Source organism: Polaribacter sp. (assembly GCF_965656025.1).
Taxonomy (GTDB): domain Bacteria; phylum Bacteroidota; class Bacteroidia; order Flavobacteriales; family Flavobacteriaceae; genus Polaribacter.
In genome coordinates, this window is sequence record NZ_CBFHJT010000023.1 from 1 (window position 1) to 24684 (window position 24684).

Sequence of the window (24684 nt, forward strand, 5' to 3'; positions counted from 1 at the left end):
CATTTTTTCTAGGTTCTTCTGGGTACACATCAATAGCTGCACCCGCTATTTTTTTACTTTTTAAGGCAGCAACCAATGCAGGAATATCTACCACAAAACCACGAGCAAGATTTACTAAAACTGCACCATCTTTCATTTGTGAAATTTCTTTTTCGCCAAAGAAATTTTTATTGGCAGCATTATCATCTACATGCAAACTAACGGCATCAGAAATAGACAACAATTCTTCTAAACTACTTACTTTGGTTGCATTTCCTAAAGCTAACTTATCTTCAACATCATAATAATACACATCCATACCTAAAGCTTCTGCCAATACTGATAATTGTTTACCAATATTACCATAACCTACAATACCTAGTTTTTTACCACGAACTTCTCTAGAACCTGCTGCTGTTTTTTGCCATTGACCATTGTGTATTTCTGTACTTCTTTGAAACACAGAACGCATTAACATGATAATTTCTCCAATTGCCAACTCTACGACAGAACGTGTGTTACTGTAAGGTGCATTAAAAACTACAATCCCTTTTTCTTTACAGGCATCTAAATTAATTTGTTTGGTACCAATACAAAAAGCACTAACTACCATTAATTTTTCGGCAGCATCTACTACTTTCTGGGTCACATTGGTTTTAGAACGGATTCCTAAAACGTGTACGTCTTTTATTTTTTCTATCAATTCGTCTTCAGACAAACTTTTAGAAACGGTTTCTACAGAAAAACCATCTGAAGACAACTTGGTTAAAGCATCTGGATGTATATTTTCTAATAATAAAATCTTAATTCTGTTCTTTGGGTAACTTATATTTCTTGGCAACTTGTTAACGTATAAAAATTCATCTAAATTTGGGGCAATATGGTCTGCATTTTCTGTAGTTTTTACTCTAGAAACGTTTTCTGTGTAAGCAAAAAACTTATCTGCTACACCAGCTTCACGAGTTACATAATCGCTATAACCATCTCCTATTACTTGTATTTCTCCATCAAGGTTCATGTCACTTAAACACTTGATTTTTCCATTGTGTTGAGAAAGCGGATTCGCGCTATCAAAACTTACAATTTTTCCATCTTTATCAAACTCAAAAGTATTGGCAAACACTCTTTCTGACGGAATGTTATATGCTGCCACAATTGGGTCTATAAATTCTTTAAATCCACAGGAAATCACATAAATATCATCCGCAAATTCCTCAAAGAATTCTTTGTTACTTTCTATGGATTTAGATACTTGCTTTTTTAATGCAATTACCAAATCGTCTAAATCAGATTTATTGGCTTCTAATAATTTAATTCTGCGCTCTAAAGACTCTGTAAAAGAAATTTCACCATCAATCCCTAAATTGGTAATGTCTATGATTTCTTGAATAATTGCATCTTTTTTAGGATTGTTTTCTAGCGTAATTTCCGCTAAAACATCTAATGCTTCTACACGAGTTAAAGTGCTGTCAAAATCGAAAATATAATTTCTTTTTGTGGTAATCATTACTTTTAAAATCTTGGTTGATTTATCGCTTGTAAAGCTACAAATATCAACGGTTATTAGAAAGCCATTTTAAAGATTTATGATATCTGCTATAATTATTTATATAAAGCCATAAGTTGATAAAATAGTGCAAAAAAACTAGAGAAAATTATGAAATCCTAAAAGAAGCAACCACCAAATTATAGGTAAAGATTCTACCCAAACAGCACTGTAGTATTTAGATTGATTAATTTTGGCTCGCATCAAAAAAACAAGTATAAGAAAAAAGAAAATCATAAAGGCATTTTTATAGACGTCTCCTGCATTGATTGCATATTCAATTAACAAGGCAAAAAGCATAAATGCCAACCCCAATCTTTTCGTTTTTTCTAAGCCAATTTTTTTGGGGATAGTTTGCAAAGAAATGGCATCGTATTTTACATCTCTAATATCAAAAGGTAAAATTAAAACTACCACGATTAAAAAACGTTGCAAACTCAGTAAAAATAAGTTGTAATTGATGGATTGTTCTGAGTTTATAATGGGAATTAATACTGTAAAACCTGTCCAAACTAAGGCCACAACAATAATTTTTAAGTAACTCACTTGTCGTAAATTTTTATGAAATCCACTTAAAAAAGGGATGGCATATAAAATAGTTAACACTACAAAAGGAATAGAAAAGAGCAAGGTTTTAAAAGGAACGAAATACATAAAATAACACATAGCAACAAAGCAAATAAAGGAGAACACCTGTATTACTTTTAAATTGTTGGTTAAACTTCTATGATGCAATTTGGCAACCCCTGCATATTTTACAAAATTGTACCCTGTAATGGTTCCAAAAAAAATAAAATAATTTAAGTTTTCTTGATTTGGTAAACCAAAGTATTGTTCAGTGATTTTTAAAAAAGCATAAACAGCTAAAGCTACGTGAATGCTAGCATTGATGTAAAAATTAAAAACTTTTTGTAAAATATTCATGAAACAAAAATAAACTATCTGTTTATAACATTCAATTTTAGTTAATAATTAACAGGAAATTTTTAGAATTCTACTAAAAAAGATTTCTTTTAATGCTTATTTTTGTACATCCTTAAAATGAAGCAATTTTCTGGTGGTAAAAATGTATACTAAATCGATTAAATTCAGTCGAAAACAAAACTAAATTAATGAATACAAATTCGTTTCAACTTAGACATATTGGTCCTAATAAAAAGGAGCAAGAAAAAATGCTTTCAACCATTAAAGCAGACAGCTTAGAACAATTAATTAATGAAACTGTACCAGACAATATTCGTTTAAAAAACGATTTAGATTTGGATCCTGCCATGAGTGAATATGAGTATCTAGCACATATTAAAACATTGGCAGATAAAAATAAAGTATTTAAAAGTTACATTGGTTTGGGCTATCATGAAGCTATTGTACCCAGTGTAATACAACGTAATATTTTAGAAAATCCGGGTTGGTATACAGCCTACACACCTTATCAAGCAGAAATTGCACAAGGACGTTTAGAAGCCTTGTTAAATTTTCAAACCATGGTGAGCGATTTAACAGGAATGGAGTTGGCAAATGCATCTACTGCAGCAGCAGAAGCCATGGCTTTGTTGTTTGATGTGAGAGAACGTGCAAAGAAAAAAGCAGGAGCCAACAAATTTTTTGTTTCTGACGAAATTTTGCCACAAACCCTCTCTTTATTACAAACTCGTTCTACACCTATTGGTATAGAATTGGTGGTTGGCAACCATGAAGAGTTTGATTTTGGGGATGATTATTTTGGTGCCATATTACAATATCCTGGAAAATTAGGGCAAGTTTTTGACTATGAAGATTTTGTAGCAAAAGCCAATAATAACAATATAAAAGTGGCTGTAGCAGCAGATATTTTATCACTGGTAAAATTAAAAGCACCTGGTGAGTTTGGTGCTTCTGTTGTAGTAGGTACTACACAACGTTTTGGAATTCCTTTAGGTTATGGTGGCCCACATGCAGCCTTTTTTGCTACCAAAGAAGCGTATAAAAGAAGCATTCCTGGGCGAATTATTGGAGTTACCAAAGACAAAAATGGTGAGTTTGCTTTGCGTATGGCATTGCAAACAAGAGAGCAACATATTAAAAGAGAAAGAGCTACCTCTAATATTTGTACTGCACAAGTTTTATTAGCAGTTATGGCGGGTATGTATGCTGTGTATCATGGTAAAGAGGGTATCCAATTTATTGCAGATTCTGTACACAACAAAACAAAATTAGTAGCTAACTATTTTGAGAAAGCTGGTTTTAAACAATTAAATAGTTCTTATTTTGATACCTTATTGGTAGAAATTGATGCCATTCGATTAAAGCCTATTGCAGAATCTTTTCAAGTAAACTTTAATTATGTGTCAGACCACTTGGTGTCTATCTCTATCAACGAGGCTACTACAGAAAAAGATTTGATGCAATTGTTTACCATTTTCGGACAGTTAAAACCGCGCCTAAATCCTTTAAACGAAGATTATAGTGGCCATTTTTCTCAAATTTTAACCCAAGAACCTTTTCATTCTAACTTCGAGGTAATTCCTGAAAATGTCGTTAGAAATACGTCTTTTTTAGACAACGAAATATTTAATACGTATCAATCTGAAACAGCGATGATGCGTTACATCAAAAAATTAGAGCGTAAAGATTTAGCGTTAAACCACTCTATGATTTCTTTAGGTTCTTGTACCATGAAATTGAATGCTGCCTCAGAAATGTTGCCTTTAAGCAATCCACAATGGGGAAATATACACCCATTTGTACCTTTAAATCAGGCAGAAGGTTACCATGAAGTTTTAAGAAGATTAGAACATCAACTAAATATTATTACAGGTTTTGCTGGCACTTCTTTACAACCCAATTCTGGTGCACAAGGTGAGTTTGCTGGTTTAATGACCATTAGAGCTTACCACCAATCTAGAAACGATTCTCATAGAAATATTTGTATCATACCTGCTTCTGCACATGGTACCAATCCTGCATCTGCTGTAATGGCAGGTATGAAAGTGGTGGTAACTAAAACCGATGAAAATGGTAATATTGATGTCGCTGATTTACGTGCAAAAGCAGAACAACATTCTAACAACTTAGCTGCGTTAATGGTAACTTATCCTTCTACGCATGGTGTTTTTGAAAGTGCTATTCAAGAAATTACCAAAATTATACACGACCATGGTGGACAAGTATATATGGATGGCGCCAATATGAATGCGCAAGTAGGTTTAACAAATCCTGCTACTATTGGTGCAGACGTTTGTCATTTAAACCTACACAAAACATTTGCCATTCCACATGGTGGAGGTGGCCCAGGAGTTGGCCCAATTTGTGTGGCTCCTCAATTAGTGCCTTTTTTACCTACAAACCCAATTATAAAAATTGGTGGTAAACGTGCCATAACTGCTATTTCTGGTGCGCCTTGGGGTTCTGCGTTGGCTTGTTTAATTTCTTATGGTTACATTACTATGTTAGGGTTTAGAGGATTGACCAATTCTACTAAAAATGCCATTTTAAATGCCAACTATATTAAAGAGCGTTTACAAGGCCATTATGATACTTTATATACGGGAGAAAAAGGGCGTGCTGCACACGAAATGATTATTGATTGTAGAGATTTTAAAAACAAGGGCATTGAAGTAGTTGACATAGCCAAACGTTTAATGGACTATGGTTTTCACTCTCCTACGGTTTCTTTTCCTGTGGGTGGCACAATGATGATTGAGCCTACAGAATCTGAATCGATTGCAGAATTAGACCGTTTTTGTGATGCCATGATTTCTATACGTGAAGAAATTAAAAACGCCACCAAAGAGGATGACAACAACCCTTTAAAAAATGCACCACACACCCAAGCAATGTTAACGGCAGATGAGTGGAATTTACCTTACTCTAGAAAACAAGCAGCTTTTCCTTTGCCATACATTGCAGACAATAAATTTTGGCCCACTGTACGTAGAGTAGATGATGCTTTTGGTGACAGAAATTTAATTTGTTCTTGCAACCCAATTGAAGACTACATGTAAACACGCAGTGTTTTTAAGTATTTTAAACCGTTTCTTTTTAGAAGCGGTTTTTGTTTTTAAAATAGGGGTTTTTACCTGTTGGGTTTTTGCAATAAAAAATTTAACTTAGCTAACTTTGAATATGACTAATTAAAAATTGGTCATATATGAAAACACGTTGCTACCAATACGAGAAAAACCAAACTTGAAATGAAAATTGAGAATATTAGCATACAGAACTTTAAAACATTTGGAGTAGAAACAATCGAATTTTCTTTTAATAATCTCACTTCTTTAATCGGAGAAAATAGCGTTGGAAAATCAAATGTTCTCGAAGCTTTAGACCTGTTTTTTAATTTCACAAAGACAAAAATTTCAACAAAAAGCTATCATCATAATGACTATTCTCAACCAATAGTTATAACGTTAAAGTTTAAAAACTTAAACGAAGATGAACTTGCAACATTTAAAACACATTTAGACAAACAAAATAACTTAACAATAACTCAATATATTGAGGCTATTTCAAAAGAAGAAGGTGTTGAACTAAAAGATGCTTCCATTGATGATATTGATTTTATAGAATCAAAACACGGAACTAAACTAATCCCGACAGAAGAATATCTTTGGACAGTTGCTGATAAAAAACCAACAAAAGCCAACTTAAAAAAATGGTGGAAATCCGACTTGAAAATTGGAGGTTTTGACTTTAAAACTCTTTTTGATAATGAGGAAGAGCCAACTCAAGATGAATTTCTTAATAAACTTATTCAATTAAACGAAGAGCGTTATGACGAAATCCCAAAAGAACAAATAACAGGAGACGAAAAGGTTCTAGGCTGGAAAAGCAAGTTAAAAGCTAACCTTCCAAAATTCTTTTATATTCCTGCAATTAAAAACTTATCGGAAGACCTTAAAGTTACGAAAACAAGTGCATTAGGAGAACTAATAAATTGGCTTTCCAGTTCTGTGTCTACAGAGATTAAACAAGAGTTTAAAACAAAGACTGATGCTTTGGTAAAAGAATTAATTGAAAAAATTGACACAACCGAAGATGGAGAATCTAAAATAGAGAAAATAAATAAAGCTTTAAACGATAACATTGGTTTTGATATTGGTTGTTCACTTGAATTAAAATTTGGTTCGCCTGAAATCCAAGATGTTGTTTTTCCACAACCTAAAGTTTATGCTAATGATGGTTATGATTCAGAATTAACAGAAAAAGGACACGGAATACAAAGACTAGCACTTTTTTCGTTATTAAGAACATACAATACATTTGATTTCGGAAAAAAAATAAATAAAAGCAATATAATTATTGGAATTGAAGAACCGGAAATATATTTACATCCACCTTTAAAAAGAGCAACATACAACCTCTTAAAAGAAATTTCGGAAGGAAATGACCAAGTCATTTACACAACTCACGATAGTTTATTTATTTCAGTAGATAATTTTGACCAAATAAGACTATTTAGGAAATCAACAGAAGAAAATCCGAAAACAGTATCTCACGAATTAAGTGTCCAGCAAATAATAAATCATTATCAAAATATTTACGGAATTGAAATAAACGATTTAAGTATTAGACATAGATTTCATCATCTAATTGACGAAACGAAAAACGAAGGGTTTTTCGCAAAAAAAATCATTCTAATTGAAGGGGAAACAGAAAAATATTCATTACCAAATTATTTTAAAGCTAAAGGATTTGATATAGATACTAATAGAGTTTCTCTAATAAACGCAGGTTCAGTAGACACAATTTCTTATTTATTATTACTGTTCAATGAATTTAGAATTCCTTGTTACGTAATTTTTGATGGAGATAAGCCAGATAATCCAGTTGAGGAATTAACAGGCGATTACAGAAAAAATGCTATAAAAAAATCTAAAAGAAATAAAGAAATTCTTCAAATGCTCGGTCACGAAACTACGGAGGATTTATTTTTCTTTCCACCAACAAGTATAAACTCAAATTATTCAATTTGGGAACAAGATTTTGAGGAAGAGTTTCATAAGAAAATTGAAAATTATGACGATATAAAGGCAGAAGCAAAAGACTTATATAGTAGCGACAGTAAACCGTTAACTGCAAGATATTTTTCGGAAAAAATTTGTCGAACACCTGAAGCAATTGATGTAAAAATAGACCCATTAATTGAGCAAATAAATGAACTGAAATGGATTGAATCTATAATTGATAGAGCAAAATCGTAAAAGTACTGGTGGCAAAACCCTATATAATTTATTGCTAGTTATAGCCTACTTACGAAAATTCTCGCGGATTTTCTATTCAGTTTTTATTTACTAATTTTAGTGCTTACGCACGCAACGAAATCATACACAAACACGTTAGCTAAAACTTGAAAAATGAAAGTTCTATTAACAGTAGTTTTATTTTTTTCAATCTTTACTTCTTTTTCACAAAACATCAATGGAAAAGTTTTAGAAGTGGAAACCAATACGCCTATTGAATCTGTAAACGTATATTTAAAAAAAACGAAAGAGGGAACCTTTACAAATAAAAAAGGAGAATTCTCTCTAAAACTTCGTTCAAATTTAATTAAAAAACAACTAAAAAACCTGATACAAAGTTGTAACCAAAACACCTTTTTTACTCCCCAAATCAATAGCTAACAACTCTTTTTTAGCTACTACTTTAAAATTAAAGGGAGGTTTTAAAATATCGAGTCCGCTTTGTTTTTTAATGCGAATCCCTTGTCCAGAAATTATGTCTTTATTCGGGGCAAAAGTGTCATTTGGTATATGTTCTGTGAGTAAAATATATTTATAATTCCTAAGTTTTTGCAGAATGGATAAAATTTCTGTATTCGATAAATGTTGTAACACTTGCCTTAAAATAACAACATCTGCTTTTGGTAAAGGGTCTTTTGCAATGTCTAAACACAAAAACGATAAATTTTCTGCTTTAAAATGCTTTGTATTGTAGTTGATTAAACTTTCTACAATATCAACACCAATATATTTTTTAGTGTGTTTTACCAGTTGTTTGCCAATATTGAAATCGCCACAACCTAAATCGCACAAAGTAAGTGGCGTTTTAAAAGTGCTTAAAAAATCTTTAACAACCTGCACATAAGGATTTACAATATCGGGATTGTGAGAGCCTTCACCAGAATAAAATTCGGTATTGTTGGTTCCCCAAAGACCTTGCTCGTAAATTTGAGTCATAGCATCTTTTGTAGGCCAAGGTTTTTTATTTCTTTTGGGTTTGGGGTTCATTAATAAATAAAAGTGATTTCGATTTAAAAGATATTGATTATTAATTAATTACAGTTTAATTTTTTGAAACTAATGTCATTTCGACTGTAATGGAGAAATCTTAATTTTTAAACTAAGATTTCTCAACTTCGCTGCGAAGTTTCTTTTGAAATGACAATCCGCTTTTTTTAAGATAAATAAGACTATTTAAACCAAAAAATTTATATTAAACTCATATTATCAATGATTTCTAGATTCCTGCTTTCGCAGGAATGACAGACCTAATCTGTACTATTTTTAATTGTGTTTCTCTAAAATTGTTTTTACAATCATTTTTGCGTGAATTCTAGAGTTTTCTATAAACCATTTGTGGGTTTCCATACCTCCACAAATAACACCTGCTAAAAAGATTCCATCAACATTGGTTTCCATAGTTTCTGGGTTGTAGCTAGGTATTTTTTTAGCATCTTTAGACAAAGAAATCCCCATATTTTCTAAAAAAGTAAAATTAGGTCTATAGCCAATTAATGCCAGTACAAAATCATTGTCAATCGTTAGTTGTTCTTCCTCCGTTTTAATACTAACACTCGTTTCAGTAATCTCGGTAATATTTGCATGGTAATAGGCTTTAATACTGCCTTCTTCAATTCTATTGATGGCATCTGGTCTTACCCAATATTTTACACGATCTCCCACAGAGGCTCCTCGAATAATTAAGGTAACCTCTGCTCCTTTTCGCCAACATTCTAAAGCGGCATCTATGGCAGAATTACTTGCACCTACAATCGCTAATTTCTGACCCGCATAAAAATGAGGATCTTTGTAATAATGCGCCACTTTTGGCAATTCTTCTCCAGGAACCTGTAACTTATTCGGGATGTCATAAAACCCAGTGGCTACAATTACATTTTTTGCTTGGTAGTTATTTTTAGTGGTTTCTACAGAAAAAACTGCTGCTTGTTTTGCTACCTTTTTTACTTTCTCAAAAAGCTGCATATTTAATGTATTGTTAGTAACAATACGCCTGTAATATTCGAGTGCTTCGTTTCTTTTGGGTTTGGCTTCGTTACTAATAAACGGAATTTCATCAATTTCTAAACGTTCTGAAGAGGAAAAAAACTGCATGTTTACAGGATAATTGTACAACGAATTTACAATGGGTCCTTTCTCTAAAATCACATAAGAAAGTCCTTTTTTTTGTGCCTCTAAACCACAAGCTATTCCTATGGGTCCACCTCCTATTATTACTACATCATATACCATATATTGTCTCTAAAAATAAACTTTTTCTAAACTTACTACTTCTTCGTCTTTTCTTCTTCTAAAAACCTGATTTGCTTTTACATTCGCAATAGAATCTAAGCCCATAGCTGCCACCATTTCTTTTACAGATTGTATGGTTTTATCGTGGTAATTTTTTACACGGATGTTTTTCTTTTCGACGACCAAAGCTTTCACCAAATCTTCATCTTGCGTGGCAACACCAACAGGACAGGTGTCTAAATTACATTCTCTAGCTTGTATACAACCCAAACTTAACATAAAACTACGAGCCATACCTACAGCATCTGCACCCAAAGCCATTAATTTTACCACATCAAAAGCATCTACAGCTTTCCCTGAAGCAATTATTTTAATTTGATTTTTTAATCGATATTTTACCAACAATTTATTTACAAAAACCAAGCCTTCTAACAAAGGTGTACCAATATAATTGGTAAACTCTAGTGGCGCTGCACCTGTACCTCCTTCGCCACCATCTACAGAAATAAAATCTGGATAATTATTGGCGTCTGCAAATGCTTTTATCATGGTTTCTATTTCTTCATTATTTCCAACACAAAATTTAATACCTACAGGTTTTCCTTCCGATAAATTACGTACTCTTTCTATAAAAGCAATCATTTCTGTATAATCAGAAAAAGCATCATGACCTGGAGGAGAATCTACCTGTACATGAGGTGCAACACCTCTAATTTTTGCAATTTCTGGTGTATTCTTTTTTGCGGGTAAAATACCACCATGACCAGGTTTTGCACCTTGAGAAAATTTAATTTCTATCATTTTTACTTCTGGACGTGTGGCATTTTGTTGAAACGCTTCATCATCGAAAATTCTTTTGCCATTGGCATCTGAAATACCAGCACCAAAATAACCTGTACCTACTTGAAAAATTAAATCTCCACCATGTAAATGATGTGGAGAAATACCACCTTCGCCAGTATTGTGTGCAAAATTGCCCATTTTTGCGCCTTGGTTTAAAGCTTTTACCGCATTTTCACTTAAAGATCCAAAAGACATGGCAGAAATATTGATGATAGAACTATCGTATTTTTGCCTGCATTTGTCGGAGCCAAAAATAACGCGTTCTCCTTTTACATAATGATGGTTTTTAGGAAATAACGAGTGTTTTACAAATTCGTATCCTTTTTTGTACACATTGTGTTGCGTACCAAAAGGTATGGTGTCTTTTTCTAACTTGGCACGTTGGTATACTACACTTCTTTTTTCTCTATTGATGGGTGTTCCGTTTAAATTGTCTTCTATAAAGTATTGCTGAATTTTATCTCTTTCTTCTTCAAAAAACCATCTTAGTCTTGCTACTAAAGGAAAGGCTCTTAATAAAGAATGTTTGGTTTGAAAACTATCTCTTAACCCAATTAATGTTAAAATACCAGCTATAGAAAGTAAAATATATGTACCTGTTTGCGGTATAAAGTAAACTAATACACCACATAAAATGGTGGTAATTATTAAAATTGAAAGAATGGTATTTCTCATTTACATATTGCTTTTTAATAAAGTTTAAAAATAACCTATTCCTCTTTAAAATTTAAATTTTGTTGGCAAAAAGTTGCGTTAGTGATTGCAATGGCATCCTTTTTTGAAGAATGAAAAAAAGATATAATGGAAAGCACGACCTGAAAGGGAACGCACAAAAAAAACTCCAACAAATAACTGTTGGAGTTTTAAATATGTTTAAAATTCTAAGAGAATTATTTCTTGAATTTTGCGTATTTGTTTTTGAACTTGTCAATACGTCCTGCAGCATCGATAAGTTTAGATTTACCAGTGTAAAATGGGTGAGAAGTTCTAGAAATCTCTAATTTTACTAAAGGATACTCTGTACCATCTACTTCTAAAGTTTCTTTAGTGTTTGCAGTAGAACGAGTTAAAAATACATCGCCATTAGACATGTCTTTAAAAGCAATGATTCTATAATTTTCTGGATGAATTCCTTTTTTCATTTTGAATATGTTTAATACTTTAATGTTATGTTTGTAAGAGCAAAGTTGGTAAGGTTTTACTCTAAAGTCTAAATAGCTGTTTATTAACTATTTTGAGGATGCAAATTTAACCTTATTTTTTAATTTACAAATAAATAAATTGTTTTTATTTGTGATAATGTTATTTTTAATTGAAAATAAGGCGTTTTAGTGATCAAAAGTTGCTTTGTGTCGTCTTTTTTTTGAATATTTACACTCCAAAAAAATGAAATTTACATATATAATGAAGAAGCTTTCTATTCTTACTTGCTTTTTAGCAATTTTATTGACCACTATTTCTTGCGAAGATGCTTATAAATTTTCTATAGAAAAGCCAGAAAAAGCAACACTAAACCAAACCATCACTTTAAAAATGGTTGAAAAAGAAGGAAAAGAAGTAGATAAGATTCAGTTTTATATAAACGGGAAAGAAATACCAAGTAATGGTAATACGTTAACCCTAAAAACCAGCGATCTTGGTGTAGGTAAACATGCAATTAATGGATTGGCTTTTTTTGAAGGAAAAACCAAAAAACAAAATGCTTTTTTAGAAGTTTTTGCGGATACAAAACCCGATATTTATAAATATAAAATTGTAAATGAATATCCACATGACAACAAAGCATACACACAAGGTTTAGAGTATTACAAGGGTTATTTATATGAAACTACAGGACGTAGAGGACAATCTTCACTAAGAAAAGTAGACATAAAAACGGGGAAGGTTTTACAAAAAATAGACTTGAATAAAAAGTATTTTGGCGAAGGAATGACGATTGTGGATGACAAAATTATTTGGCTTACCTGGCAATCTAAAAAAGGGTTTGTATATGATTTGAATACTTTTGAAAAAATAAGCGAATTTGATTATAATAAAAGTAAAGAAGGTTGGGGACTTACTCAAAATGAAAGTGAGTTGATAAAGTCTGATGGAACGAGTAAAATTTGGTTTTTAGACAAAGAAACACAAACAGAAAAACACTTTATACAAGCTTACACACATGACAGAGCTTTAAGCCAGTTAAATGAATTAGAGCTTATTAACGGAAAGTTGTATGCAAACTACTATCAAAAACCAATTATAGCCATTATAAATCCAGATACAGGTATTGTAGAAGGATTAATTAACTTAAAAGGTTTAGAGGCAGAAATGAAAAAAACACAAAAGTTAGTAGCTGATGATGAAGTTTTAAACGGAATTGCTTATGATGCAGAAAACAATAGATTGTTTGTTACTGGTAAAAACTGGGGTAAATTATTCGAAATTGAATTGGTAAAGCAATAATAAACTGATTTATAAGTTTTATTTTTATTCGTATTTAAAAAGAGAAAAATCTATGAAGCAATTGTTTACTTTTTTAATTTGTGTTGCTTTAATTTCTATAAGTTCTTGTAGAAAAGATTTTTCGACCATTCCTAATTTTGGTCAACTCGAATTTTCTAAAGACACTGTTTTTTTAGATACAATTTTTACCAATATTGGTTCTGCAACCTATAATTTAAAAGTATATAATAGAGGTGATAATGCCATTACCATTCCTAAAATTCAGCTAGAAAATGGTACTGCTTCTAACTACAGATTAAATGTAGATGGTATTCCTGGTAAAGATTTTAGCAATATAGATATCCTTGCAAAAGACAGTATTTTTGTTTTTATAGAAACTACTGTAAATGTGGCTAATGAAAGTAGTCCTTTATATACGGACCGAATTTTATTTGATACTGGAAACAATCAACAAGATGTAGATTTGGTAACTTTGGTAGAAGATGCCAATTTTATTTTTCCTGGTAAAGATCCTATTTCTATGAAGATTGATAGCTTGACTTTAGATGGGCAGCCCACAACCATTAAAGGTCGTTTTTTAGAGGATACAGAGCTAACATTTACCAACACAAAACCCACGGTTATTTATGGTTATGCAGCTGTACCCGCGAACAAAACCTTAACTATAGAAGCTGGCTCTAGAGTCCATTTTCATGATAATTCTGGTTTAATTGTAGACAATAAAGCGACTTTAAAAGTGAATGGTACTTTGTCTGAGAAAGTAATTTTTGAAGGAGACCGATTAGAAAATTCGTTTAGTGAAATTCCTGGACAATGGGGCACTATTTGGATGCGTGCAGGAAGTAAAGACAACGAAATCAATCACGCACAAATAAAAAACGGTATTATAGGTATTTTAATAGATAGTATTGGCACTACTTCTACTCCAACTTTAAAATTACAAAATACAGAAATTTACAACCAAACAAATTTTGGCATTTTGGCAAGAGAAACAAACATCGAAGCCAATAATGTAGTAATAGGTAGTGCTGGTGAAGCTTCTTTGGCGGCTACCATTGGCGGAACTTATAACTTTACACACAGCACTTTTGCCAATTATTGGAACAATGGCATCAGGCAACTACCAGCAGTATTAATTAATAACTTTTTTGTGTACAACAATGATGCTGGTCAAGAAATTGCTGAAACAAGAGATTTAAAAGCGGCTAATTTTACCAATTGTATTTTTGACGGTAATAACAATGTTGAGTTTTTAGTGGATAAAGTAGATGGTGGCGGTTTGTTTAATTACAGCATAAAAAACTGTATGATTAAGTTTAACGATACTAACAATTCTTTTGAGGGTGTTGCTGAAGTAGATTTTAACAACAACCCAAACTATAGCAACTTTATTTTAAATGGTATTGCTAATTTTAGAGATACGCAAAAAAACGATTTTATTATTGGTGATGAAAGCAGTGCTATCAACCAAGCAGTTGCTAGTCCTTTTACCTTAGATATTTTAGGAGTTGATAGAACTACCACTCCTGATATTGGTGCTTATCAGCACATTACTTTTGATTAAAAAAGATAAAATTCATTTTATAAAACAATTATTTTTTATAAACCACTCCGTTTTTCATTACAAAAACAACGTTTTCCATAGTAGCAATATTCTTCGTAGGGTCATCATCTACTGCAATAATATCCGCAAAAAAACCTTTTTTAATTTGTCCTAATTCGTTTTCCATTTTCAATAACATCGCATTTGTAATTGTAGCAGACTGAATGGTTTCCATTGCAGGCATACCAGCTTCTACCATAAAACCAAACTCTTTACCATTGTTACCATGTTTAAAAACCCCTGCATCTGTACCAAAGGCAATTCCCACGCCTTTTTTGTAAGCTTTTGCAAAAGTACCTTGTATTTGTGGCCCAACAGCTAATGCTTTCGGAACTACAATTGCAGGATAAAAACCATCAATTTTTGCTTTCTCTTCTACCTCTTTACCAGCCGTAATCGTGGGTACCAAATAAGCATCGTTTTTTTTCATCAATGCCATTGTTTCCTCACTCATATAAGTACCATGTTCTATGGTTTTTACTCCACCAATAATGGCTCTTTGCATCCCTTCATCACCATGTGCGTGCGCTGCAACATGCATTCCATAATCTTTTGCAGTTTCACAAATAGCTTTTACCTCTTCTATGGTAAATTGCGGATTATCTCCTGATTTTGCTACACTTAAAACGCCACCAGTTGCTGTAATTTTTATACAGTCTGCGCCATTTTTATAACGTTGTCTTACTGCTTTTTTAGCATCTTCTACAGAATTTACAACACCTTCTTTGGGTCCTGGATTGCCAATTAACACTCTACTGCTTCCATTTGTTGGATCTGCATGACCACCAGTAGTTGCTAAAGATTTACCAGCAGTAAAAACTCTGGGTCCTGGAATTTTACCAGCATTAATAGCATTTCTAACAGAAATATTTACACCTGTGCCCCCTAAATCTCTAACCGTTGTAAAACCATTTAACAGCGTGGTTTTTGCAAAACCTACTGAATTAAAAGCAACATCTGCTTCGTTTAAAATATATTTATTAAGTCTTGTATTTCTATCAAATTCTTGCTCAATATGTACATGAAAATCTATCAAACCAGGCATTACTACTTTGTCTCTTAAATCTATAATGTTGCCGCCTTTTGGCATAATATATCCATCTTTAACAGCAGTAATTTTATTTTCTTTTACAAAAATTGTTTTTTTACTTTCTATGGTACCTGCTTTGGTATCTACCAATTTACCGCATAAAATATAGGTAGTTTGCGCATTTGTAGTTTGTAACATAAAAACGGTTATAAAAAGTAATAATAATTTGTTCATTTGTAGTTATTTTATCTTTAAATGTATGAAAAAATACCTAATTTGGTGGTTTAAAATATAAAAAATGAAAAACGTAGTTATTACTGGAACAAGTAGAGGGATTGGTTTTGAACTAGCAAAACAATTTGCTGATGAGGGACACAATGTTTTAGCAATTTCTAGAAATACCCAACCTTTAGAGAAGGTAAACCATAGCAACATAACCCTTTTATCTGTAGATATTTCGAATACTGATGATTTACAAAAGGTAAAAGGTTTTGTAGAAACTCATTGGAAAAAAGTAGATATTTTAATTAATAACGCTGGTAAATTGGTAAATAAACCTTTTACAGATTTGACTTCTCAAGATTTTTTAGACGTATATAAAGTAAATGTGTTTGCTGTGGCAGAAACCCTACAAATATTAATTCCTTATTTATCTAAAGGAAGCCATGTTGTTACTATAAGTTCTATGGGAGGCATACAAGGCAGTATGAAATTTCCTGGTTTAGCAGCCTATAGTTCTGCCAAAGGTGCCGTAATAACACTCTCTGAATTATTGGCAGAAGAATATAAAGAACAACAAATTGCATTTAATGTGCTGGCTTTAGGAGCTGTACAAACTGAAATGTTAGAAGAAGCTTTTCCTGGATATGAAGCTCCACTTACTGCTAAAGAAATGGCAGATTATCTATTTAATTTCGCCACAACTGGAAACAAATTTTATAACGGAAAAGTATTACAGGTTTCAAGTTCTACTCCATAATTAGTTTTATAGAATACGTGGATTTTAAAAATTTTATACCTTTTAAAGCAATTCCTTTTGTTCAATTTTTAATTGATGAGCACAATTTTACGCTTAAAATTGTAAATCAAAGACAAACAAAACATGGTGATTTTAGACAACTCCCTAATGGAAAATTTCAAATTACTGTAAATAATAACTTGAACAAACATCAGTTTCTATTAACCTTAGTTCATGAAATTGCGCATCATGTAACGCATCAAAAGTTTGGGAGAGTACAACCTCATGGTAAAGAATGGAAAGCAATTTTTCAACATTTAATGTTGCCTTTTTTACATCCAGATATTTATCCAAAAGAAATACTACCTTATTTAGCCAATTATTTAAAAAACCCAAAAGCAAGCACAGATGCAGATGTTAATTTGTCTATGGCTTTAAAAGGTAATGAAGCGTCAGCAGGTAAATCTTTTATTTTTAATATTCCCTTGGGAAGTTTTTTTATTTTTAAAAACATTATTTACAAAAGAGGAAACAAGCGAAGAACTCGTTACGAATGTTTAAACATTAAAAACAAAAAAGTGTATCTTTTTAATCAAAATGTAGAAGTAACACTTTTTGATAAAGAGCATATTTAAAAATTATAATAGTAAAAGTGACTTTTTGTGGGTTCATTGAAATATCGATCTAAATTTTTCGAAGTTTTTAAATTATTAATATGTGTTATTGATTTCAACAAGCTCAAATTGAATCAATAATTGTTAAAACCTTTCAGACAGACTTGATTTCTATTATTTTTCTCGTTTTATAAACAAAGTATCTAGCTCCATTTCTCTTTGCAGCCACGTTCTTAATTCTCGTTCTTTTGGCGATATAATGCTATCATGTAAATTAACATTCCATTTTATGGTTGCCATTGGTATGGTATCAATTTTTATAAAGTCTTTAGACGATAAAACGCTTGCAAAACCAATCTCTTCGATATCGACATATCTTATTTTGGCATCTTTAGCAATTCTACTAAAAGCCACTACCTTTTGGTTTTTATTTAATGCGTCTTGCTCTATTCTGTTATTTAGTGTAGAAATTGTTTCTTGCAAAGCTGTAATCTGCTTTTGCAAACCCGAAATTATGTTTTTACTTTCTCGAAGCTCTTCTCTTTTTTCTTTGTAAGCTGTAGTAATTAACTCAAAACTTTTAGTGTCACTTCCTTTAATACTTAATTGAAATCCTATTAAGTTAGGATAATCTCTAACATTAGAAAGTTCATTTTTTAAATCGTTTTCTGTAGCTTCTGTAATTTCATTAAAAAAGTTTAAATAAATTTCTTTTTTTTCAATGTCCTTATCCCAATCTATTAATTGTAAAGATTTATTATTTTTTATTTCATTTTTAATAAAATAATTAATCTGTGTATTCATTTGATTCTCATTAAAAACATTTATAAATGTAAAAATTGCAGGAATCATAACTGCAATACCTACGACAGAAGCAATGGTTGCATATCTTTTTCGTTTGGCTGCATTGGCATATTTATGCATTGGAAAACGCAACATTTTTAGCACTATGAATGCTGCCAATGCAATAAAAATAGTATTGATGGTAAACAAATACATGGCTCCTAAAAAGTAAGCAAAATTTCCTTTTGCCAAACCATAACCAGCTGTACACAATGGAGGCATTAAAGCAGTAGCAATAGCAACCCCAAAAATTACAGAAGCAATAGTACCTTTTTTAGTTCTGGCAACCATTAATGCCAAACCACCAAAAAATGCAATTAAAACGTCTCGTATATCTGGACTTACACGTCCTAAAAGTTCAGAAGTATCTTCACTTAATGGAAAAAAATAGAAGAATAAAAAAGAGGCAAATAAACTTAAACCAATCATTACACCTAGATTGGTTAACGATTTTTTAAACGTAATGATATCATTTAAGGCAAAAGAAGCTCCCAAACCTAAAATTGGGCCCATTAATGGTGATATTAACATGGCACCAATAACAACAGCTGTAGAATTTGCATTTAAACCAATAGAGGCCACAAAAACCGCAAAAATTAGAATCCAAGCTGTGGCACCTTTAAAAGGAATATCTGCTTTTATCGCATCTAAAGTAGCTTCATGATCTGTATCATGTCTAAAATCGAAAAGCTCTACTAAAAACTTTTTAATGCTATCTAAAAGTCCAATAGCATCTTTTTGCACATTTTGCTTTGTATCTTCTTGAGGATGAGGCTTTACGTTCTTTTGAATATCTTCTTCCATATACTAAAATTAGAAAGTAGGAAAGATACGAAAAAAGTTTTCTGTAAAAAGAACAATAGCATTTACTGTAGGTAAATTTTATCAATTTCTAATTTAAATGTTTGTTGCTTTTTATTACCAATTAAAAAAGCTATTTCTTCTATAGTATCCTCAGAAAAATTATCCATATTTAATTTTCTACCTCTAAAGGCAGGATACATATCTGAAAGGTTAATTTTTATATTTTCCCAATCACCTTGAGTTGTAAAAGTGGCAATATAAGAATAGTAATTATTTGACTTGTCTTTAACTCTAAATTGATATTTTTTACCATCTCCTTTTAATCTTATGACAATTTCATTAGAGTTTATGATTTTCTTGGAATCAAATCGGTATCGCACTGAAGAAAAACCGCCATTATTTTCTAGAGAGACTTTACCAAAAAAATCTCCATGCCCGTTTTTATTCAACTTAAAATTTCCGTTTGATCTTCCTCCCATAACTTCGTCATCTACAACTTTCCAATTAGAAATATTAGTTTCTGTAGTAAAATCGAAAAGTATTTGATCGGAATCGCTCATAAAAAATAATGTTGAAAAAAGTAAAATGTATAATTTGCTCATAATTAATAATAAGACAAAATTACTTAGAAAACGAAAAAATACTGTTGCAGTATTGTTAAAAATAAAAAAGTTCCATACAATTTGTATGGAACTTTTTTGTGACCGGGCTGGGGCTCGAACCCAGGACCCTCTCCTTAAAAGGGAGATGCTCTACCAACTGAGCTACCAGGTCATTTCTTTTTCGTTTTAGCGGGTGCAAATATATGAGTTATTTTATAAAAAACAAACCTATTCTTTATTTTGTTTCTTTTAAATAAACTTGTCTCACTTTTTTCAATAAATTAGAAGAATACACAAAGTCTACAACCGCTTCATTATCAGTAGAAAAAATATCTTCACTTGTCCCTTCCCACTCTTTTTTACCTTTGTTTAAAAAAATTATTTTTTCTCCAATTTCTATCACAGAATTCATATCATGGGTATTAATTACGGTTGTAATTTGATATTCGTCTGTAATTTCTTGTATTAATTTGTCTATTACAATAGCTGTTTGAGGGTCTAGTCCAGAATTTGGTTCGTCACAAAACAAATATTTCGGATTCATAACAATGGCTCTTGCAATGGCAACTCTTTTTTGCATTCCCCCAGATAATTCTGCAGGTAATTTATCGTTCGAATTTTCTAAATTAACTCTATCAAGCACAGCATTTACGCGTTCTAACATTTCTTCTTTAGACTTTTTGGTAAACATTTTTAAAGGAAACATTACATTTTCTTCTACTGTTTGAGAATCAAATAAAGCACTCCCTTGAAAAACCATACCTATTTCTTGTCTCCACTGCTGTCTTTCATCATCTGTAAAGTTGGTATTTACTTTACCATCAAAAGAAATCGTACCTTTTTCTGGTTTGTGCAATCCTATTAACGATTTTAAAAAAACGGTTTTACCAGAACCACTTTGCCCAATAATTAAATTGGTTTTTCCTGGTAAAAAAGTGGCTGTGATTCCTTTTAAAACCTCTGTACCACTAAACCCTTTATGTAAGTCTTTTACTTCTATCATATTGTTATGTTAATAGTAATTGTGTTAATATATAATTGGCAATTACAATTAAAATCGTTGTCCAAACTACGGCTTGCGTACTTGCTCTACCTACCGCAATAGAACCTCCTTTTACAAAATAACCATGGTAAGATGGCACTGTAGCTATTAAAAAAGAAAAAACCAATGTTTTAATTAAAGCATATACAATTAAAAAAGAATTAAAATCTGTTTGTATACCAATTATATAATCTGCTCCTGCAAATAAACCCGATAAAACTCCTGCCAACCATCCACCAAAAATACCTAAAGCCATCGCTAAAGCTATTAAAAATGGATAAAAGAATAACGCTGCAATTACTTTGGGTAATATTAAAAAGTTGATGGAGTTTATCCCCATAACTTCTAAGGCATCAATTTGCTCAGTAACTCTCATCGTACCAATACTAGAGGTGATATAAGAACCAACTTTACCTGCTAAAATAATAGAGCAAAATGTAGGTGCAAATTCTAATATAATCGATCTTTTTGCGGCAAAACCTATTAAAGAATCTGGTATAAAAGGACTGTCTAAATTTAAGGCCGTTTGTAATGCAATAACACCACCAATAAAAAAGGAAATAAACATGATAATACCCAAAGATTTTAACCCCAAATCTTCAATTTCTTTTAGTAAAGCTTGATAAAAAATCTTAGGTTTTTGCGGTGCTGTAAAAACACGACCTAGCATTATAAAATAGTTCCCTATATGTTCTAAATATGTCATTCAAAGAAATTTTAAGCTAAAGTATTAAAATATCATTAATTGATTGTTAATTATAACACATCAATATAAAAAATAATTACTTTTGTACTTATAATGCTTGATATAACCACGATGAAAAAATCTATTCTATTACTTTTTTGCACATTTTTATTACTTACTAATTGTACCGAAAAAAAGATTCCAAATAAAAAACCAAAATTGGTTATTGGCATTGTTATCGATCAAATGAGATATGATTATTTAACAAGATATGCAGATAGATACGGAAAAGGGGGGTTCAATAGAATTTTAAATAATGGGTTTTCTTTAGAAAATGCACACTACAATTATATGCCAACATACACTGCAGTTGGACATGCATCTATTTTTACAGGAACCACGCCGAATAATCATGGTATTATTTCTAACAATTGGTATGATAAATTTTTAAAAGAAAGTATTTATTGTGTGGATGATTCTAACTACACAACTGTTGGAAACTCTGGTAATGTGGGTAATAAATCTCCAAACAGATTGTATACAACTACTGTTTCAGATGAATTACATTTAGCACAAAATATGAAAGGAAAAACCATTGGGTTGTCTATAAAGGATAGATCTGCAATTTTACCAGTTGGTCACACTGCGAATGGTGCTTATTGGTATGATGGCGGTAACAACAACCAATGGGTAACAAGTTCTTACTACATGAAAGAACTACCAAAATGGGTTGCAGATTTTAATGCTAATAATAACGCAGACAACTACTTAAATAGTAGTTGGAATACTTTATATGATATAAATACGTACCAAAAAAGTAGAGATGATGATAATATTTTTGAAAGGAATTTAAAAGGGCAAGAAAAACCAATTTTTCCAAAAAACCTAAAAGAATTAAGAGCAAAAAATGGGAATTATAATTTGATAAAAACTGTTCCTGCAGGAAATACTTACACTGTTGATTTTGCAAAAGCTACCATCAAAGGAGAACAATTAGGAAAAACAGCTCATACAGATTTTTTAACGGTTAGTTTTTCATCAACAGATTATATTGGCCATAGGTATGGTGTTGCTGCAGTAGAAACAGAAGATACTTATTTACGTTTAGATAAAGATTTAGAAGAATTTTTCAATTTTTTAGATGCCGAAGTAGGTAAAAATAATTACACCTTGTTTTTAACTGCAGATCATGCTGCTGTGCATGTACCCGCGTATCTACAATCTTTAAAAATCCCTGCTCATTATATGGACACTAAAAAATTTAGAGATTTTATTTTAAACATCACACAAAAATATTTTAATTCTAAAGAATTGATAGAGAATGTATCTAACTATCAGATATTTTTAGATAAAGACAAAATAGAATCTTTGGGCTTAGATAGAAATAAAGTGGCACAAAAATTGGCAGATGAAGTAGTTCATTTTGATAAAATTTACAAAGCTGTTACTGCTAGAACTTTACAAACTACTAATTTTACAGATGGTATATTAAACTCACTCCAAAATGGATACAATCAAAAATTTTCTGGAGATGTTTTAATGATACCTTATCCTGCAACTTTAACTAGTGGCAGAAAAGGAACTAGCCATGGTTCTGGTTATTCTTATGACACTCATATTCCTATTATTTTTTATGGGAATGGTATAAAAAAAGGAAAAAGTGCGAAAAAATATACTATTATTGATATTGCTCCAACAATTTCTAATTTATTAAAAATTGAAGCGCCAAATAGTACTTCTGGTAAAGTTGTAGAAGAAGCTTTAATTAAATAGCATTAGACTTGAAAAAACTCTTTTGTTTTACAGTTCTTATTTTTCAATCGATATTTATTATTGGTCAAATAAGTAGTTTTAAAGAAAAATTTGAATTACCAGAAGAAGTTGAAGAAACTTCTGGTTTATTATTCTTTAACAACAAAATTATTACTCATAATGATAGTGGTGATGCTGCAAACTTGTATGAAATTGATAGCTTATCTGGAAAATTAGATCGAATTATAACGATTGCTAACGCTACAAATGTTGATTGGGAAGATATTACTGAGAATGAAACTCATATTTTTATTGCTGATATTGGAAATAATAACGGAAACAGAACCGACTTAAAAATATACAAAATATTAAAGTCTGATTTTTTAAGCAGCAACGCTATTTCTGCAGAAATTATTTCTTATTCTTACGAAGATCAAACCAATTTTTCTAACCAACTAAACAGTTCTAATTTTGATGCTGAAGCAATTGTATATTATGAAGATAATCTTTTAATTTTTACAAAAAACTGGAGCGATTTTAAAACAAATGTTTACATGGTTCCAAATTCTGCCGGAAATCATGTTGCTAAAAAGGTAAGTTCAGCAAATGTAGAAGGTTTAATAACAGGCGCTGTTTATAGTCAGGACAGATTTTTTTTAACAGCTTACGACACTACATTAAAACCTTTTTTGATTTATATTGATTTTAACAGAAAACCCGGAAAAGACATTTTCTTTTCTGGCTTTCGGAAAATTTCATTAGAAACAGAACTAGAACAAGGTAGCCAAGTGGAAGCTATTACAAACATAAGTGATACCGGTAAATTTTATATTTCAAGAGAAAAATTCAGCACAAATCAAGGAGGGATACAATTTGATTTCAGTCAAAAATTGTATGATTTTTTTGATGATAATTATTGGCTTTTATCAATCGAAAAAAATAAAGTTGATGAATATCGTATACATCCAAATCCTGTAATTGATAAAATAAATATTACATCTAATCAACAAATTCATAAACTTGAAGTTTATAATGCTTCTGGTAAGGTAGTTTTTTATCCAAAAATTAGTCCTGACAAAGAAATTGATATTTCTATTCTTACACCTGGTATTTATTATTTAAAAATAAAATCTATTAAAACTAAAACGATTTTTAAAAAATTTATCAAACTTTAAAGTTAGAACTATTTTGATGCCTTTTAATTGCTTTTTTAGAAAGTACAATTCCTATAATTAAAGACACAAAAGCACCAATAGAAATCCCTGGAATAAAGTTTATGAATAAGAAAAAGTCATAAGCGCCATGAAAAATTGTGGCCAACAAAAGTCCTAATAAATTCAAGGATATTCTTTTGTTAGAAAACTTTGCTTTCCCCATAAAATACCCCATTAAAATTCCAAAAGTAGCATGTGCAGGAACTGCTGTAAAAGCTCTTAAGAGTCCAACTTCCACACCATGTTTAAATGTATATAAGATATTTTCTAAAGC

At 31.3% G+C, this 24684-nt stretch carries 21 protein-coding genes and 1 tRNA gene; 9 read left to right on the top strand and 13 right to left on the bottom strand.

The genetic code is table 11. From position 1 onward, the window contains the following. Both serA and ACTG3S_RS06155 read right to left on the bottom strand, forming a co-directional pair. Positions 1-1486, bottom strand: a 1486-nt coding sequence (gene serA / locus ACTG3S_RS06150) for a phosphoglycerate dehydrogenase (RefSeq protein WP_439128486.1), incomplete at its 3' end; no start/stop codon positions are given. A gap of 138 nt (positions 1487-1624) precedes the next feature. Continuing rightward, positions 1625-2449 (bottom strand): hypothetical protein, encoded by an 825-nt coding sequence (locus ACTG3S_RS06155; RefSeq protein WP_439128487.1) that lies wholly within the window; start codon positions 2447-2449, stop codon positions 1625-1627. Between the two features lie 188 nt (positions 2450-2637). On the opposite strand from ACTG3S_RS06155, the gene gcvP reads away from it, so the two are divergent. The 3 genes from gcvP to ACTG3S_RS06170 all read left to right on the top strand — a co-directional run bounded on the left by gcvP (position 2638) and on the right by ACTG3S_RS06170 (position 8127). Continuing rightward, entirely contained in the window at positions 2638-5508 is a 2871-nt protein-coding gene (gene gcvP / locus ACTG3S_RS06160) for an aminomethyl-transferring glycine dehydrogenase (RefSeq protein ID WP_439128488.1), read from the top strand. Positions 5509-5697: 189 nt separating this feature from the next. Further along, complete coding sequence (locus ACTG3S_RS06165; RefSeq protein WP_439128489.1) at positions 5698-7707, top strand: ATP-dependent nuclease; 2010 nt, start codon at positions 5698-5700, stop codon at positions 7705-7707. Between the two features lie 153 nt (positions 7708-7860). Then, the gene (locus tag ACTG3S_RS06170; protein WP_439128490.1) at positions 7861-8127 is read left to right on the top strand and encodes a carboxypeptidase-like regulatory domain-containing protein; all 267 of its coding nucleotides are present in this window, start codon (positions 7861-7863) and stop codon (positions 8125-8127) included. On the opposite strand, the gene ACTG3S_RS06175 is transcribed toward ACTG3S_RS06170, so the two are convergent. The 4 genes from ACTG3S_RS06175 to ACTG3S_RS06190 form a co-directional block, all read right to left on the bottom strand. Continuing rightward, positions 8065-8682, bottom strand: coding sequence for a class I SAM-dependent methyltransferase (locus ACTG3S_RS06175; RefSeq protein ID WP_439128491.1), 618 nt, complete (start codon positions 8680-8682; stop codon positions 8065-8067). The two genes, ACTG3S_RS06170 and ACTG3S_RS06175, sit on opposite strands and share 63 nt — an antisense overlap. 327 nt (positions 8683-9009) lie before the next feature. Next, entirely contained in the window at positions 9010-9975 is a 966-nt protein-coding gene (locus tag ACTG3S_RS06180; protein ID WP_439128492.1) for a YpdA family putative bacillithiol disulfide reductase, read from the bottom strand. 9 nt (positions 9976-9984) lie between these two features. Beyond that, positions 9985-11493, bottom strand: coding sequence for an FMN-binding glutamate synthase family protein (locus ACTG3S_RS06185; protein WP_439128493.1), 1509 nt, complete (start codon positions 11491-11493; stop codon positions 9985-9987). A 215-nt stretch (positions 11494-11708) separates the two neighbouring features. Continuing rightward, positions 11709-11960: a type B 50S ribosomal protein L31 gene (locus tag ACTG3S_RS06190; RefSeq protein ID WP_347186600.1), complete on the bottom strand. Its 252-nt coding sequence runs from the start codon at positions 11958-11960 to the stop codon at positions 11709-11711. Positions 11961-12204: 244 nt separating this feature from the next. Here ACTG3S_RS06190 and ACTG3S_RS06195 point away from each other — a divergent pair, with 244 nt between their 5' ends. Both ACTG3S_RS06195 and ACTG3S_RS06200 read left to right on the top strand, forming a co-directional pair. After that, positions 12205-13263: a glutaminyl-peptide cyclotransferase gene (locus ACTG3S_RS06195; protein WP_439128494.1), complete on the top strand. Its 1059-nt coding sequence runs from the start codon at positions 12205-12207 to the stop codon at positions 13261-13263. A gap of 52 nt (positions 13264-13315) precedes the next feature. Beyond that, on the top strand, positions 13316-14827 hold the full coding sequence (locus tag ACTG3S_RS06200) for a hypothetical protein (protein WP_439128495.1): 1512 nt from the start codon (positions 13316-13318) through the stop codon (positions 14825-14827). Positions 14828-14855: 28 nt separating this feature from the next. On the opposite strand, the gene ACTG3S_RS06205 is transcribed toward ACTG3S_RS06200, so the two are convergent. Next, positions 14856-16130 carry an amidohydrolase family protein gene (locus ACTG3S_RS06205; protein ID WP_439128496.1) on the bottom strand — a complete coding sequence of 425 codons (1275 nt, stop codon included), beginning with the start codon at positions 16128-16130 and terminating at the stop codon, positions 14856-14858. Between the two features lie 64 nt (positions 16131-16194). On the opposite strand from ACTG3S_RS06205, the gene ACTG3S_RS06210 reads away from it, so the two are divergent. Further along, positions 16195-16875: an SDR family NAD(P)-dependent oxidoreductase gene (locus tag ACTG3S_RS06210; RefSeq protein WP_439128497.1), complete on the top strand. Its 681-nt coding sequence runs from the start codon at positions 16195-16197 to the stop codon at positions 16873-16875. Positions 16876-16892: 17 nt separating this feature from the next. Further along, complete coding sequence (locus ACTG3S_RS06215; protein ID WP_439128498.1) at positions 16893-17489, top strand: SprT-like domain-containing protein; 597 nt, start codon at positions 16893-16895, stop codon at positions 17487-17489. A 153-nt stretch (positions 17490-17642) separates the two neighbouring features. On the opposite strand, the gene ACTG3S_RS06220 is transcribed toward ACTG3S_RS06215, so the two are convergent. From ACTG3S_RS06220 to ACTG3S_RS06240, 5 genes are all read right to left on the bottom strand, one after another. Then, the gene (locus ACTG3S_RS06220; protein WP_439128499.1) at positions 17643-19115 is read right to left on the bottom strand and encodes a DUF389 domain-containing protein; all 1473 of its coding nucleotides are present in this window, start codon (positions 19113-19115) and stop codon (positions 17643-17645) included. A gap of 62 nt (positions 19116-19177) precedes the next feature. Next, complete coding sequence (locus tag ACTG3S_RS06225) at positions 19178-19675, bottom strand: CIA30 family protein (protein ID WP_439128500.1); 498 nt, start codon at positions 19673-19675, stop codon at positions 19178-19180. Between the two features lie 141 nt (positions 19676-19816). Further along, a tRNA-Lys gene (locus ACTG3S_RS06230) sits at positions 19817-19889 on the bottom strand. Positions 19890-19952: 63 nt separating this feature from the next. Beyond that, positions 19953-20720 (bottom strand): ABC transporter ATP-binding protein, encoded by a 768-nt coding sequence (locus tag ACTG3S_RS06235; RefSeq protein ID WP_439128501.1) that lies wholly within the window; start codon positions 20718-20720, stop codon positions 19953-19955. A gap of 4 nt (positions 20721-20724) precedes the next feature. Continuing rightward, complete coding sequence (locus tag ACTG3S_RS06240) at positions 20725-21465, bottom strand: MlaE family ABC transporter permease (protein WP_439128502.1); 741 nt, start codon at positions 21463-21465, stop codon at positions 20725-20727. 111 nt (positions 21466-21576) lie between these two features. On the opposite strand from ACTG3S_RS06240, the gene pafA reads away from it, so the two are divergent. Further along, complete coding sequence (pafA, locus tag ACTG3S_RS06245; RefSeq protein ID WP_439128503.1) at positions 21577-23217, top strand: alkaline phosphatase PafA; 1641 nt, start codon at positions 21577-21579, stop codon at positions 23215-23217. Positions 23218-23225: 8 nt separating this feature from the next. Then, positions 23226-24371: a T9SS type A sorting domain-containing protein gene (locus ACTG3S_RS06250; RefSeq protein WP_439128504.1), complete on the top strand. Its 1146-nt coding sequence runs from the start codon at positions 23226-23228 to the stop codon at positions 24369-24371. Here the strand turns inward: ACTG3S_RS06250 and ACTG3S_RS06255 are convergent. Next, positions 24361-24684 (bottom strand): PrsW family glutamic-type intramembrane protease (locus tag ACTG3S_RS06255; protein WP_439128505.1); only part of this gene is annotated, 324 nt, incomplete at its 5' end. The genes ACTG3S_RS06250 and ACTG3S_RS06255 overlap by 11 nt on opposite strands.